Annotated in this window: 15 protein-coding genes; 12 read left to right on the forward strand and 3 right to left on the reverse strand. The window is 62.7% G+C overall.

The window, feature by feature from the left end; translation table 11 throughout:
• Positions 1 to 5 precede the first annotated feature (5 nt).
• Together D8M21_RS03075 and D8M21_RS03080 are read left to right on the forward strand one after the other, a co-directional pair.
• Positions 6 to 1,118, forward strand: coding sequence for an NAD(P)H-dependent glycerol-3-phosphate dehydrogenase (locus D8M21_RS03075; protein ID WP_174229709.1), 1,113 nt, complete (start codon positions 6 to 8; stop codon positions 1,116 to 1,118).
• 57 nt (positions 1,119 to 1,175) lie between these two features.
• Positions 1,176 to 2,303, forward strand: coding sequence for a D-alanine--D-alanine ligase family protein (locus D8M21_RS03080; RefSeq protein WP_048678074.1), 1,128 nt, complete (start codon positions 1,176 to 1,178; stop codon positions 2,301 to 2,303).
• Positions 2,304 to 2,390: 87 nt separating this feature from the next.
• Here the strand turns inward: D8M21_RS03080 and D8M21_RS03085 are convergent, their stop codons facing one another.
• Together D8M21_RS03085 and D8M21_RS03090 are read right to left on the reverse strand one after the other, a co-directional pair.
• Positions 2,391 to 2,936, reverse strand: a complete 546-nt coding sequence (locus D8M21_RS03085) for a DUF3515 family protein (protein ID WP_048678077.1) — start codon at positions 2,934 to 2,936, stop codon at positions 2,391 to 2,393.
• 210 nt (positions 2,937 to 3,146) lie between these two features.
• Positions 3,147 to 3,461 carry a hypothetical protein gene (locus D8M21_RS03090; RefSeq protein ID WP_126855650.1) on the reverse strand — a complete coding sequence of 105 codons (315 nt, stop codon included), beginning with the start codon at positions 3,459 to 3,461 and terminating at the stop codon, positions 3,147 to 3,149.
• A gap of 229 nt (positions 3,462 to 3,690) precedes the next feature.
• Here D8M21_RS03090 and D8M21_RS03095 point away from each other — a divergent pair, with 229 nt between their 5' ends.
• Genes D8M21_RS03095 through rsmD form a run of 5 tightly spaced genes read left to right on the forward strand, consistent with a single transcriptional unit; the run spans position 3,691 to position 9,148 of the window.
• Positions 3,691 to 4,125 (forward strand): hypothetical protein, encoded by a 435-nt coding sequence (locus D8M21_RS03095; protein WP_082156584.1) that lies wholly within the window; start codon positions 3,691 to 3,693, stop codon positions 4,123 to 4,125.
• 18 nt (positions 4,126 to 4,143) lie between these two features.
• Positions 4,144 to 5,250 carry a thiamine-phosphate kinase gene (thiL, locus tag D8M21_RS03100; protein ID WP_126855651.1) on the forward strand — a complete coding sequence of 369 codons (1,107 nt, stop codon included), beginning with the start codon at positions 4,144 to 4,146 and terminating at the stop codon, positions 5,248 to 5,250.
• Between the two features lie 10 nt (positions 5,251 to 5,260).
• Positions 5,261 to 6,217, forward strand: a complete 957-nt coding sequence (locus D8M21_RS03105) for a DAK2 domain-containing protein (protein ID WP_126855652.1) — start codon at positions 5,261 to 5,263, stop codon at positions 6,215 to 6,217.
• 3 nt (positions 6,218 to 6,220) lie between these two features.
• Entirely contained in the window at positions 6,221 to 8,509 is a 2,289-nt protein-coding gene (locus tag D8M21_RS03110) for an ATP-dependent DNA helicase RecG (RefSeq protein ID WP_048678084.1), read from the forward strand.
• A gap of 54 nt (positions 8,510 to 8,563) precedes the next feature.
• A complete protein-coding gene (gene rsmD / locus D8M21_RS03115; RefSeq protein WP_048678086.1) occupies positions 8,564 to 9,148 on the forward strand; it encodes a 16S rRNA (guanine(966)-N(2))-methyltransferase RsmD in 585 nt (194 codons plus the stop codon).
• Positions 9,149 to 9,188: 40 nt separating this feature from the next.
• Here the strand turns inward: rsmD and D8M21_RS03120 are convergent, their stop codons facing one another.
• Positions 9,189 to 10,445 carry an aminotransferase class I/II-fold pyridoxal phosphate-dependent enzyme gene (locus D8M21_RS03120; RefSeq protein ID WP_238651003.1) on the reverse strand — a complete coding sequence of 419 codons (1,257 nt, stop codon included), beginning with the start codon at positions 10,443 to 10,445 and terminating at the stop codon, positions 9,189 to 9,191.
• Positions 10,446 to 10,551: 106 nt separating this feature from the next.
• On the opposite strand from D8M21_RS03120, the gene coaD reads away from it, so the two are divergent.
• From coaD to mutM, 5 genes are all read left to right on the forward strand, one after another.
• Entirely contained in the window at positions 10,552 to 11,022 is a 471-nt protein-coding gene (gene coaD / locus D8M21_RS03125; protein WP_048678087.1) for a pantetheine-phosphate adenylyltransferase, read from the forward strand.
• A gap of 156 nt (positions 11,023 to 11,178) precedes the next feature.
• Positions 11,179 to 11,757: a YceD family protein gene (locus D8M21_RS03130; protein ID WP_048678089.1), complete on the forward strand. Its 579-nt coding sequence runs from the start codon at positions 11,179 to 11,181 to the stop codon at positions 11,755 to 11,757.
• A gap of 2 nt (positions 11,758 to 11,759) precedes the next feature.
• Positions 11,760 to 11,963 carry a 50S ribosomal protein L32 gene (gene rpmF / locus D8M21_RS03135; RefSeq protein WP_030014584.1) on the forward strand — a complete coding sequence of 68 codons (204 nt, stop codon included), beginning with the start codon at positions 11,760 to 11,762 and terminating at the stop codon, positions 11,961 to 11,963.
• A 13-nt stretch (positions 11,964 to 11,976) separates the two neighbouring features.
• Complete coding sequence (rnc, locus tag D8M21_RS03140; protein WP_048678091.1) at positions 11,977 to 12,711, forward strand: ribonuclease III; 735 nt, start codon at positions 11,977 to 11,979, stop codon at positions 12,709 to 12,711.
• Positions 12,704 to 13,651, forward strand: a complete 948-nt coding sequence (gene mutM, locus D8M21_RS03145; RefSeq protein WP_048678092.1) for a bifunctional DNA-formamidopyrimidine glycosylase/DNA-(apurinic or apyrimidinic site) lyase — start codon at positions 12,704 to 12,706, stop codon at positions 13,649 to 13,651. The genes rnc and mutM overlap by 8 nt, the downstream gene beginning before the upstream one ends.
• Positions 13,652 to 13,672: the final 21 nt, after the last annotated feature.

A 13,672-nucleotide genomic window follows, 5' to 3' on the forward strand; every position in this document is an offset into this window, starting at 1 on the left:
AAATCGTGAACGTTCAGGAGCAAGCACCCACCGTTCCACCATCCGTACCGACACCTCGCCGTGTCGCCGTTTTAGGTGCCGGAAGTTGGGGCACCGCCTTCGCCAAGGTCGCGGCCGACGCTGCCCGCTTGGGCGCATCAGACGGAGATTCGTGGGAGGTCGTGCTGTGGGGTCGCAATCGTGACTCGATGGCATCGATCAGCACCTCTGGCATCAACGAGCGATATTTCCCCAACACCCGGTTGCCGGAAAATCTCTCCTTTACGTCTGACCCTGAGGAAGCTTTGCGGGGAGCCGACGTCGTCGTCGTCGCGATTCCGGCCCAGGCACTGCGGTCCCAGCTCGTAGCGATGGCATCGATCATCGAGTCCAACGCGGTGGTCGTCTCCCTGGCTAAAGGGTTAGAGCGTGGCACCGGGTTGCGCATGTCGGAGGTCATCGAACAGACGCTCCCCGGATTTGGGGAACAAATCGCCGTGCTCTCCGGCCCTAATTTGGCCAAGGAAATCATTCAAGAACAACCGACGGCCTCGGTCGTTGCCTCCGTTTCGGAGCGTTCCGCCGCCCTGGTCTCTCGGGTTTGCGCCACGACGTATTTTCGGCCCTACACCTCGGGCGACGTCGTCGGCGTCGAGCTGGGCGGTCTCGTCAAGAACGTCATCGCATTGTGTGTAGGCATCTGCGAAGGACGGGACTACGGTGACAATTCGAAGTCGTCCATCATGACCCGCGGACTGGCGGAGACCACGCGTTTGGCGGTCGCTCTGGGCGGGCGAGCCGAGACTCTTGCTGGGCTCGCCGGCATGGGGGATCTCGTGGCCACCTGCTCCTCTCCGTTGTCGCGCAATCACACGGCCGGGCGCCTCTTGGCTCTCGGGCTGAGTGAGGTCGAGGTCGGCCAGCGCATGACACAGACCGCCGAGGGCATGAAGTCAGCGTCGGTCGTTCGCGACCTGGCCCGACGCCACGGCGTCGAAATGCCCATTGTGGAGGCCGTCTCCGCCGTCTTGGACGGGCAGATCACCGTCGACCAGCTGCAGCCGATGCTCCTCGGCCGTGCCCTCAAAGCCGAGACTCCTCATGGGGGACCGCAGGGAACCAGCGCCCCCGGGCATTGACGCACTCTGCGCCGCGGCCCTTGAATTTTGCACCACACGTCGTCAGAAAGTAACGCCATGACCACCAATGCCACTGCAGGACGCACCACCGTCGGAATTCTCTTTGGAGGGGTCTCGTCGGAGCATTCCATTTCGCTGATTACCGCTCAAGGCGTGCTGGGCGTGCTCGATCACGACCAATACGAACCGGTGCTCATCGGCATTACCCGTGAAGGCACCTGGCACTTGAGTAGCGAGGACGAACTGTCCCGTTTGGCGGCGGAATCCAAGCTCCCGGAATTTCGTGGCGAAGGACCGCAGGCTTCTTTGCCCATGGGCGAGGGGCAGCGAGGTATATTCCTGCGCCACGCGGACGGATCCTTTGAGGAAGGACCGCGGCTCGACGTCGTCTTTCCCCTCTTGCACGGGCCTTTCGGCGAGGACGGTACCGTCCAGGGGCTCCTCGAGATGGCTCGGCTCCCGTACGTTGGGGCGGGGGTCACCGCTTCGGCCGTGGGCATGGACAAGCACTTCATGAAGGTAGCCTTCGAGGCGGCGGGGCTCGAGGTCGGCCCGTATCGTGTGGTGACGGCACGCGATTGGGCGAACGATCGTGAGAACGTCACGCGCCGGATTCGTGAACTCGCTCTTCCGGTATTCGTTAAACCTGCCAGGGCCGGTTCCTCGTGCGGCATCACCTGCATCGATTCGTGGGACCAGTTGGATGCCGCGATCGCTACGGCACATGAACTGGATCCCAAACTCGTGATCGAGGAAGGCATCAGCGGTCGTGAGATCGAGTGTGCCGTGTTGGATGGTGCGAATCATGAACTTCCGAAGGCTTCGCACCCCGGAGAGATTGAAATCGTGGGGGACACCCACACCTTCTATGACTTCGAGGCGAAGTACCTGGAATCTTCCTCCTCGGAACTTCGCTGCCCCGCGGACCTTCCGCAGGAGGTTCGTGAGGAAATTCGTGCCAAGGCGATCCAGGCGTTCCTCGCCTTGGACGGCGAAGGCCTGTCACGCTGCGACTTCTTTTACACGGACGACGGCCGCGTGGTCATCAACGAGGTCAACACCATGCCCGGATTTACCCCCATCTCGATGTACGGCATGATGTGGGCCGAATCGGGAATTGGTTACGGTGAGCTCGTGGATCGGCTCATCCGGTTGGCACTAGAGCGTCCGGTGGGTCTGCGCTAAGGGATCACTGTGTCGCCGTCCTCGGACGGTCGATTATGCACCACGGCGGGCGGGGCATCACGCCGCCGCCCGTCGCGTGCGTGATCATCATTGGTCGGAGAGATCCAAGTTATCGGAGACCGAGGAACACTGCTTCGACTGGTGGATACGATTCACCGACGATTGCAGATCAACGAGGATGGTCGAGGAATTCACCTTGCCCGCATCGAACGTCACCTGAACGGCAGGGGTGCGGCCGAATGAGGTCGCAGTCCACGTTCCGGTGCCGTCAAAATTCTGCCCCTGAGCGGTACCCGAAGCTGATGCACTGGATCCAGCGGAACTTTTAGAAGCAGTCGCATCATGATCGTCATCCTTGCGGATGGTCCAGTCGACGTCGTTGACTCGGACACACGGATCCATGACCGGTTCCTTCACGCGAGCGCCGCACTTGACGATGATGGTCGCCGGGTCTCCGTATGCCGTGGTTGCCTGTGCGGTTGTCTCCCGTTTCGATTGTCCGGCGAGGGTGTCCGGCATGGCGACCATGGCCTTGGCACAATCTGGGTTGGCGGCGTCGGGCGCCGGATCGAGCGTCACAGCCTGCGAGCAACCGCTCAACGCCAACGTGAGCGCGGCAGCAAGAGGAATCATGGCGCGGCCCGGGAACTTTTTGCCTTGTAACGGCCGGGGGCTGGACCCTAAACTAAGGACTTTGAAGGGACCCTGAGGTACAGAAATCACGTCCACGAGGATACCTCAGATGAACTTATGGAGGTGCCGTCCAGGCTCCTCCCAGTGGGCAGGTAGCACCCGTCTGTGTATTCAGTCAGGGGAAGGAGCGGACATTATCATCAGCCATAGTCAGGGGCGTACTCTCAAGAAAGCGCGGATAGCCACGGTGCGCGGGGTTGCGTGTACGGTGGCGGTCGGCGTCGTGGGAATGACGTCCTTGAGCGCGGCCATGGCCGTGAACGCTGAGTCGCCCTCCAACACGCCAGGGGCCACGAGCACCGCGGAGCCCACCCACAACGGGTCCACGACGAGCCAGCCCAGCACCGGCGATTCCACCCCGCAAACGTCGCAAACCTCGGTTCCCACGCCAACGAGCGAACCGACGACGCCGCCCGACCCGACGCCTACTTTGGAGCCGGAGCCCACCCATTCCCCGGAGCCCACCAAGATTCCTGAACCGACGCCGACTACGGAACCTACCCCCGAACCGACGCCGGAACCGACGAAGACGCCCGATGTCCGCCCGACACCGGAACCCTCCTATCAACCTGCTCCGGCACCGGCCCCGACGCAACAGCCGGCCCCGACCCAACAGCCCGTGGCCCCGAACGGAGACTCCGCCCCTAACGGCGGACAGGTCGAGGCCCCTCAACCGACTACGCCAGGGAACTCGGTGCCCCAACCTGCGCAGGGTCCTCAAGACACCAGCTCGACGATTCAGACTCCGCAACCCGCTCCGACCTCGGTCGCATCGCCGAGTCCCGGTGCCCTCGTGAACGGTGAATCCAATTCGGGTGGGTCGGGCCCCGCCGGAGGTTCGTCTTTGGGTGAAGTCAACGGCATCTCGAGCTGGGTGAGCCACTACCTCGATTCGAAGAAGTCGGACAACTCGGACGCCGTGAATTCCGACACGAACGCGGGCGTGAGCAATATCGACGAGCGGTCTAACGCCGGGGCGGAACAGCAGGACGTCTCGAGTCAACGCAATCTGAGCTCGCTGCGTGGGCCATGGCCGATCCTTGCCTTCACCATCTTGGCCTTGGGCGGAATCTGGGCTGTGCTTTCACGTACGTCCAAATCTCGCTCCGCAGACCAGAACGACCGCTGACCCGTGGCCCCTGCCGGTGTGACGGTCGGAGAAACGTCCGAAGAAGAGGTGTTGCGTCCCGTCCTCGCCATATTTGAGGAACATCGACGCTGGGTGACTCGGCAGAATAACGGTACCGAGCTGATGCTGGGTCCGGGTGACGACTGCGCCGTCTACGACCTTTCCGCCGGGCGAACCGTCGTCACGATTGACTCGCAAACCCAGGATCAGGATTACCTGCTCGAATGGCCCAACGGATACCGCACCACAGGCTTCGACATGGGGTGGAAATCGGCGGCTCAGAATGTGGCGGATGTCGCCGCTATGGGCGCGATCCCCACGGGTCTGGTCATTAGCCTCGTCCTCCCGCCCGACACATCGGTGGATATGGTGCAGGACATGGCCCGTGGGTACTGCGCAGCCCTCCAATCCCTGGGCGCGACGAGCTGCACCGTCGGTGGCGGTGACGTGGGGTCGGGAACGGAAATCGGACTCACCGTAGCGGCCTTTGGCCTGATACCGGCGAAAACCTCAACCGCGGTCTCCGGAGACTGTGGCACTCCCGTAGTGAGGCGCTCAGGCGCGCAACCGGGCGACGTCGTGGTTTTGGCCGGCACGGTGGGGCGGGCCGCCGCAGGCCTTGATCTTTTGAGGGCCAGCCAGGGTCCGGTACCGAACCTCGACACCGCGGCACCAGAGTCCTGGGCCCATCCGAGGTCCGACCTGAGCGCCCTGATGGCGTCTCAGCTGCGTCCCCAACCACCGATCGTCCAGGGGCCGATCCTCGCGGAGTACGGCGCGACCGCGATGATCGATGTTTCTGATGGGCTCCTGCGGGACGCCGAACGCCTCGCCACGGCATCGAACGTCCGCATCGAGCTGGACTCGGACTTGCTGGAACCCCTGGTCGAGCCCTTGCGCCCAGCTGCTTCGGAACTGGGCCTCGACCCTCTGGAGTGGGTGTTGTCTGGGGGAGAGGACCACGGACTTTTGGCTTGCATTCCCTCGTCGAAACCCCTTCCCGAGGGGGTACGTGCGATAGGCTCGTGTGGACAATTAACGGGCCGGGAAGCCTGCGTCCTCGTGGACGGGAAAGCCCGGATTCATAGGGGATGGGACCATTTTGCAGCAAAGGACCGGTTCTAGCGCCGCCGTCATGAGGCGATGGCTGACGGACGCCGCGGACGTGCTGGACCGTCACCAGGACGAACTGAACTCCCTGAATATTTTTCCCGTAGCCGACGCCGACACCGGAACGAATCTGGCCGTCACGGTACGGGCCGGTGCGCAGGCCGCGGACATGGTCAATACGACGCTGGTGGGGGAACTTTTCGAGATCTGCGGGCGGCACTGCCTTGAGGAAGCCAAGGGAAACTCCGGAACCCTCTTTGCGGTGATTTTGGCGGGATGCGCCGAGCCTCTTCGCGATCAGACGCGCATGACGGCCTTTGGCTTTGCCCGTGCATTGGAATATGCACGAACCCGAGTTCTTGGCGCTTTGCACGATCCCGTGGAAGGCACCATTTTGTCCTTCGTCAATGACATCTCCCGGGCTGCCGGTCAGTGGACGGATCCAGACGATTCCAATAAGAATCTGTGCCTCATGCTGACCCATCTGGTGGATGTCGGTCATAAGTCGGTCGGTCGCACCAGCACCCAACTGGAAGTGCTTCGGGACAGCGGTCGGGTGGACGCGGGAGCGCTGGGAATGTTGATCATCTTCGACGTGCTCGCCCACACCGTTCGCGGAGAAACCTACCCCGGGGCCGAAGCCCGCCCATATGCTGCGTGGCTTGAAGCGGAACGCGAGGAACATATGCCCGTGACGCGGGGCGCTGGTTCTTCTGGAACTGGTCCGGCCGTCGGGGAAGACGGCGTCGAGTTGATGTGTGCCATCGAGCTCGAGGCTCTCGCCGCCGCTCAACTCCGGCACGAACTGTCGCAGGTGGGTGACTCGGTGATCATGACCGCCGTCTCCCAAGAGCCGAACGACAAGATTCGGTGGCGCGTGCACGTTCACGTACCGGACGCCTCCACCGCGATGAGCGTTTTGAGCCACTTCGGTAAGCCTCTGGACATCACCACAGAGTCGCTTTCGGCCGAGGACACCTGATTCATGGCACCCGAGGCTCTCGAGGAACGTCCCCTCCGGTCGGTCCTGCATCCTAAGACTGCCGATGCTCTGGCTCGTCATCTCGACCTCAACACGGTCGGCGATCTCCTCGAATATTTTCCTCGGCGTTACCTGCCACGGGGCGAGCTCACCCAATTCTCCGACCTCGTCTGGGGTCAGGAAGTCTCGATTATTTCCCGAGTCCTCTCCGTGACCACTCGTCGTCTGCACTCCCGTCGAGGGTCCATCGCGGAAGTCCTCGTCACGGACCAACTGGCCCCGGAGGAATCCCTCGCGCCGGAGATTGACGACGCCGGACGGCTCGACGCGCTGGCCGGCTCCTCGGTCACGGTGCCCACGGGTCCGCAGGGCAACACGATGTCCCTCTCGTTCTTCAACGCCTGGACCGCGTCCAAAGAGCTTGCGGTCGGCGACCACGTGATGTTTTCCGGCAAGGTCTCGGAGTTCAAGGGGCAATTGACCCTGACGAACCCCCACTACGCGGTGCTGAGTGAACCTGGCGCATTGGACGGTGAAGCGCACGACCCGGACGCGCCCCTGCCGCCATTGCCGGTGTATCCGGCCACCGCAAAGTACCCAACGGATCGCATCGAGGCCGCGGTGCGGACGCTCCTGGAGAAGGTGGATCTCCGAGACTGTCACGATCCTGTGCCGGGCGACCTGCATCGCAAACATGGATTGCCGAGCATCGCCCAGGCCTACCGGCTGATCCATCAGCCTCGGGAGGACGGCGATCCCCACCGGGCGTTGCGGTATTTCCGGTACAGGGAGGCCCTCGTGCTGCAGGTGATCTTGGCCCGCCGCGCCGCCGTGTTGGACGCGCAACGCACCAAGGCGTACCCAGCCATCGCGGGCGGCCTCCTCGAAGCTTTCAACGCGAACCTTCCCTTCACCTTGACGTCCGGACAGAAGCGGGTCGGTGAGGAGATCGGCAGCGATATTGCGGGGGAGCGTCCCATGAATCGGCTCTTGCAAGGAGACGTCGGGTCAGGGAAGACCCTCGTGGCCCTTCGTGCCATGTTGCAAGTGGCCGACGGCGGCGGGCAGTCCGTTCTCTTGGCCCCCACGGAAGTCCTGGCCGGGCAGCACGAACGGTCTATTCGGACCGCATTCGGCGAGCTAGCGGAGAAAGCCGGCGTCGTCGTGCTGACCGCGTCCATGCCCGCTGCCACGAAGCGCCGGGTCCTGGCCGACATCGCGTCCGGGTCGGCGTCGATTGTGATCGGCACCCACGCCGTGTTGGCAGAGCACGTGAGTTTTGCCGAGCTGGGTCTCGTGGTGGTCGACGAACAACATCGGTTTGGCGTGCGGCAACGTCACGCGCTCATGGGGACGGACGGTTCGCCCGTACACCGGCTCGTCATGACGGCGACGCCGATACCTCGATCCGTGGCCATGACGGTCTTCGGAGACCTCGCCGTGTCGGTGCTCGATGAACTCCCCGCCGGCCGCCAAGAGGTCGCCACACATGTGGTCTCCTTGGCGAATCATCCCTCGTGGGAGGCCCGCTTGTGGCAAAGGGCCAGGGAGGAAATCGACCGAGGACATCAGGTCTTTGTGGTGGTACCCACGATCGGGGACGGTTCCGACGACGCCGACGTGGCGGACGATTCTTCCACCGATCAGGAGGGATCCGGCCGTGGCGGTTCCGGCAAACGCCTCCAGTCGGTAGAAGGCCTCACCGCGACCTTGAGGTCATTGCCGGTGCTCTCCGGGTGTCGGATCGAGGCCCTTCACGGAAAAATGGACGGTGCCACCAAAGCCGAGACCATGAACGGCATGGCCCAGGGGGACATCGATCTTCTGGTCGCGACGACGGTGATCGAGGTAGGGGTCGACGTTCCCAACGCCACGTTGATGATCATCATGGATGCGGACCGGCTCGGAATGTCGACCTTGCACCAGCTGCGGGGGCGGATCGGCCGTGGCGGTCACGCCGGAACCTGCCTCCTGGTGACGGAACAAGATAGTGAGGGAGCCTCGATGCCCCGGCTCGACGCCGTCGCTTCCACCCGGGATGGATTCGAATTGTCCACGCTCGACCTGGAGCAACGGCGAGAAGGCGATATTCTGGGCGACAGTCAGTCGGGCCGACGCTCGACGCTTCGCAATCTGTCGGTGGTCCGCCACGCCAAGATCATCGAGCAGGCGAGGGCCGACGCGAGAGAGCTCGTAGGGAACGACCCCCAATTGGAGAGGTTCCCGACTCTGCGGCACGCCGTGGTGGAAGCCGATAGTCAAGAAAATACGGAGTACCTCTACCGTGGTTGAGGGATGCTGCCTCGAGCACGCCACTGGTAGATACGAATCAAGGACGGACACTCAATGGGACGCATCATTGCCGGTGCCGCAGGCGGCGCCCGGTTGGCATCGGTCCGCGGCGACAAGACCCGCCCCACCACGGACCGCGTTAAAGAGGCGCTGTTCTCGCGTTTAGACACCTACGATGTGCTCACGGACTCTCACGTGCTGGACCTTTTCGCGGGGTCCGGGGCCCTGGGGTTAGAGGCGGCGAGCCGTGGAGCCTCGCACGTGACCCTGGTCGATCGAGACCGCGCAGCCCTGGAAGCTTGCCGGGCCAATCGCGACGTCGTGGCCAAGACGGGTCTCTTCGCCGAGATCTCCGTGGTCAACGCCCAGGCCGGAACCTTCCTGGGACATGGCGATAACCGCTGGGACGTGGTGTTTGTCGATCCTCCGTATGCCATGACCGACGCCGAACTCACCGAGATCTTGGCGTCCCTCTCCGGACGATTGACGGAGGGCGCCGTCGTCGTGGTGGAGAGGTCGACCCGCAGCCCCGAGCCTGCGTGGGGTGATGGTCTATCCCGGTTTGGCCATAAGGCCTATGGGGAGACGACGCTTTGGTTTGCGGAACCGGAACTCGGGTCCGCGGACGGCGAGGACTAACCTCCGGCCCAACTGCGGGTCCGCGTGGCAACTCGGACCATCAGAGTCCCGCCCGCTGCAAGCGTTCCGCCGATTGCTGGAGCACGTCGGGACGCTTGCAGAACGCAAAGCGGATCCAGGAGGCATAGAGGGTTCGATGGGGCGCAGTCGCGAAGGCCTGAAGAGGCACCACCGCGACACCCGCCCGCTCCGCGAGGGAGCGGGAGATTTCCAGGCCGTCCCGCCCCCACGTTTCGGGAACACTCTCCGTGGAGGCCACCGCGAAAAAGGTCCCTTCGGGTCGGCGCGCACGGAAGGCGCCCCCGTCGAGCCCGTTCAGGAGAACCTCTCGCTGTTGGAGGTATTGGTCGTTCAGCTCGGTGTAGAAGCTCTGTTCGCGAGCCCAAGCCATGGCTTCCGAGACCGCAACTTGGAGGGGTGCGGCCGCGGAGTGCGAGAGATATCCCTTGGTGGCACGCAAACCGCGTGTCAATTCCGGAGGCGCAATGGCCCAACCGACGCGCCATCCGGTGATCGAAAAAGTCTTTGACGCGGAGGAAACCCGGACGGTTCGGTGGCGGGCCGACTCGAGTGAACCGAGGTCCACCGGATTTCCGTTGAACACCATGTGCTCGTACACCGAATCGGTCAGAATGATCGAGTCGTGACGCTCGGCCAGATCGGCGATCAGCTGCATGGTCTCGTGGCCGAATACCGCGCCGGTGGGATTATGCGGATCGTTGACGAGCACCATTCTGGTGCGATCCGAAAAGGCATCCCGCAACCGTTCGAGGTCTGGGGCGAAGGTCGGCGGAAGCAACGGAACTGTGACGATTCGGGCGCCCGTCAGTCCAGCGATGGCCGGATACAGGTCATAAAACGGTTCGAAGAGAATGACCTCGTCGCCAGGCCGAAGGTACGCCATCATGGTGGCGGTGAGGGCTTCCGTGGCGCCGGCCGTCACAGTGATTTCGGTGTCCGGATCAGGTCGGCGTCGTCCAGCGATCTCCTCATGGATGGCGATTTCCGAACGAAGAGTGGGGTTGCCGGCAATGGTGGCGTACTGATTCCGGCCTTGGGCCACGGCTCGAGACAGGGCATCCGCGAGGACGGCGGGACCATCCGTGTCCGGGAAGCCCTGACCGAGGTTGATGGCATCGTGCCGGTTGGCCAACGCGCTCATTTCCTCAAAAATCGTGGAGGACAGTGAACCCTGCGCGTCCAACAGGCCGGCAGACTCGGCCAATCCAACCCACGGGGGAGCGGGCATCGAACCCTTCGCGGTGACGTTTGCGGTGTCCTGGGAATCATCCTGCATCCCTACATGGTAAGGGCCGTCACAACGGGTGGCGAAAGTTGCGACGTGCGGAGTCATTCCCCGGCACGACAAGCCCCGGCGAGGCGAGCCCTGGTAACTTGGAGCCATGAGTCTTGCCGTTTGCCCGGGTTCTTTCGACCCGATTCATAACGGACATGTCGAAGTGATCACCCGCGCCACGAAGATTTTCTCCAGTGGTGTCATCGTCGCCGTGTCTAATAATCCCGCCAAAAAGTACAGATTTAGCCTCGAGGAGCGCCTCGAGATGGTGACCGAGGTCTTCGGCTGGCTCGACGGCGTAACCGTCGAGCCGATGGCTGAGGGGCTTCTTGCCGAATACGCTCGGTCGCGCGGGGCGACGGCGATCGTCAAAGGCCTCCGAGACGCGAAAGACTTCGTCTACGAGGCTCCCATGGCGACCATGAACCGCAATATCAGCGGTGTCGAAACGGTATTTCTGGCGGGCGACCCGAAGAACGGACATTTGTCCTCCTCTCTCATCAAAGAGGTGGCCTCATTCGGGGGCGACATTCGGAGTTTTGTTCCCCGCTCGGTCGGGCGTCGTCTCGGGGGATAGGCGGACCCGGAATCGGAGGTTTCCCCTAGCCTGCTTCAACCGGCCACCATATGATGTTGGTCATAAGCCCTGCGCCCCAGAGGGTCGAGGGTTGTTTACTCACGATTGGCTGAGTAGGCTAGACAGTCGGTCATCACGTCGTATCAGGAGTTCATCATCAGTAATGACAGTTCTTCATCCCTGACGGTTTCCGTGAGGGAGCTGGCCAAGCGGCCGGGGAGCACGGAACACCTCGATGAGACCGTGACTGTGCCTCAGGACTTCGGGAATCCCCAAATTGGGGCGCCCGAGGGTTCCGACATCACACTCGATCTCCGCCTGGAATCCGTGCATGATGGTATCTTTGTCAATGGTGTTGCCTCCGTGAATGTTCACGGAGAGTGCAGCCGGTGTTTGGATCCCATCGACTATCCAGTGACGGCTGACATTCAAGAGCTGTATGTTTTTGAACGTGAACCCCAAGGCCAGTCGCAAGACGAAGCAGACGAGCAGTACTGCGTAGAGAACGATTCAATCGATCTTGAACCGGTGCTGCGAGATGCGGTCATCACGCAACTGCCGTTCCAGCCCGTGTGCCGGGAGGATTGTCAGGGCCTGTGCTCCGAATGTGGAGTGCGCCTCGACGAGAATCCCGATCATCACCACGAGAACCTGGATCCTCGCTGGTCGGCCCTTTCCGGGCTGTTCGGTGCGGAGACCGCAAACGAGACAACCGAGACGAGAGAAGAGAGATAGCCGTGGCTGTTCCCAAGCGGAAAATGTCCCGTGCCAATACGCGCGCACGTCGCTCCCAGTGGAAGGCCTCCGCGCCTCAGCTGGTCAAGACTGTTGAAAATGGCAAGGTGACCTACAGCCTTCCCCACCAGGCGAAGGTCGTCACCGATACCGCCGGCACCCCCCTGTACCTTGAGTACAAGGGTCGCAAGGTGGCCGACGCCTAAGACCGGCGTCCCTATGACTACCGTGCAACACGGAGACCTGTTGAAGCGTCTCGGCGTCGACATCGACGCCGAGACGCTTCAGCTTGCGCTCACACACCGTTCTTACGCCTATGAAAATGGCGGTATCCCACACAACGAGCGCCTCGAGTTTCTTGGCGACTCAGTGCTGGGCCTGGCGGTCACCTCGGAGCTTTACGGTCGATTCCCTGACCTCCCGGAAGGTGAATTAGCCAAGCGTCGGGCAGCCGTCGTCTCTGAGCGGTCCCTTGCGGCGATCGCCCGATCCCTCGAGGTCGGCCCCCATATTCGGTTGGGCCGAGGCGAGATGTTGACCCACGGTGAGGACAAGGACTCAATCCTTGCCGACACCATGGAAGCCCTCTTTGGTGCCGCGTACATATCGTGCGGTGGAGCTCCCGCCCGGGACCTCGTACTTCGCTTGACCACACCGCTTCTGGACGATGACTTCGTTCTGGGCGCTGGCCGGGATTGGAAGACGGAAATTCAAGAACTGGCTGCCGCCATGGATTTGGGCGACATTCAATACCACGTGACCGGAAGCGGACCGGATCACGCTCGCGTCTTTGAAGCGCGGCTCGAGGTCGGAAATACGACCCAAGGCGTCGGCACCGGTACAGCCAAGAAACACGCCGAGCGAGCTGCGGCCGAGGCGGCATACCGCCACCTGACCTCACAGGAGTCGGCCGACGTCACCCAGCTGCGAGACAACAGCCAGGATCGTGCCTGAACTACCCGAGGTTGAGGTAGTCCGGTCCGGGCTCGCCAGGCACATCATGGGTGCCCGGATCGTGGGCGTTGAGGTCGCTGATCCCCGCTCTCTGCGGCGCCATCCTGGAACCCCGGAACACTTCGCGTCTGCCCTGAACCGAGCCGTCATCCGGGATGTGTGCCGCCGGGGAAAATACATGTGGCTGCGGTTCTCTTCTGACGACGGGCAGCTCGACCCTCGCGGCGTCGTCGTGCACCTGGGGATGAGCGGACAACTACTGTTGGCGACCGCGGACATGCCTCCGCATCGACACACCCGCATCACGTTCACGCTGGAAACCGCCGACGGCCAGGCGGTGGAGCTCCGGTTCGTTGATCAGCGGATTTTCGGAGGGCTCTTTCTCGACGACGTCGTTCCGGTTGCTGACGCGCAGGGGAGACCCGTGCCGGCCGCGTCCACCAGTGTGTTGGACCTTCCCGAAATTCCCCAGACTGTCGCGCATATTGGCCGCGACCCGCTAGACCCCTATTTCGACGCGCAGCAATTCCGACGGCGCATTCTTCGGACGACCAGCGGCATCAAACGCGTCCTCTTGGATCAGTCGGTGATTTCCGGCATCGGAAATATCTACGCGGATGAAGCGCTGTGGCGCGCCCGGATTCACTACGCGAAGCCGGCGCGGTCGCTGTCGGCGCAGAAAACCCGCGAGGTCGTCCATGCGGCTGCCGAGGTGATGACGGAGGCTCTGGCTCAAGGCGGGACGAGCTTCGATGCGCTGTACGTGAATGTGAATGGGGAATCCGGCTATTTTGAGCGCGGGTTGAATGTTTATGGGCGCGCTGGGTTGCCGTGCAAACGATGTGGGGCAGCGATCGTGCGGGAGCCGTTGATGAATCGATCCTCGTATCGATGCCCCAAGTGTCAACGTGCTCCTCAAGGCTTTCGTCCTTTGGTATAGCTCAGGCGAGGCGCACCGTCA

It is taken from the genome of Kocuria sp. HSID16901 (assembly GCF_003989425.1).
GTDB lineage: Bacteria > Actinomycetota > Actinomycetes > Actinomycetales > Micrococcaceae > Rothia > Rothia massiliensis.

Excerpts from the sequence above, each read along its gene's own strand:
- D8M21_RS03120 (WP_238651003.1), bottom strand. The coding sequence starts at position 10,445 with ATGCAGGATGATTCCCAGGACACCGCAAACGTCACCGCGAAGGGTTCG.
- D8M21_RS03105 (WP_126855652.1), top strand. The coding sequence starts at position 5,261 with ATGAGGCGATGGCTGACGGACGCCGCGGACGTGCTGGACCGTCACCAG.
- D8M21_RS03085 (WP_048678077.1), bottom strand. The coding sequence starts at position 2,936 with ATGATTCCTCTTGCTGCCGCGCTCACGTTGGCGTTGAGCGGTTGCTCG.
- coaD (WP_048678087.1), top strand. The coding sequence starts at position 10,552 with ATGAGTCTTGCCGTTTGCCCGGGTTCTTTCGACCCGATTCATAACGGA.
- rsmD (WP_048678086.1), top strand. The coding sequence starts at position 8,564 with ATGGGACGCATCATTGCCGGTGCCGCAGGCGGCGCCCGGTTGGCATCG.
- rnc (WP_048678091.1), top strand. The coding sequence starts at position 11,977 with ATGACTACCGTGCAACACGGAGACCTGTTGAAGCGTCTCGGCGTCGAC.
- D8M21_RS03110 (WP_048678084.1), top strand. The coding sequence starts at position 6,221 with ATGGCACCCGAGGCTCTCGAGGAACGTCCCCTCCGGTCGGTCCTGCAT.
- D8M21_RS03080 (WP_048678074.1), top strand. The coding sequence starts at position 1,176 with ATGACCACCAATGCCACTGCAGGACGCACCACCGTCGGAATTCTCTTT.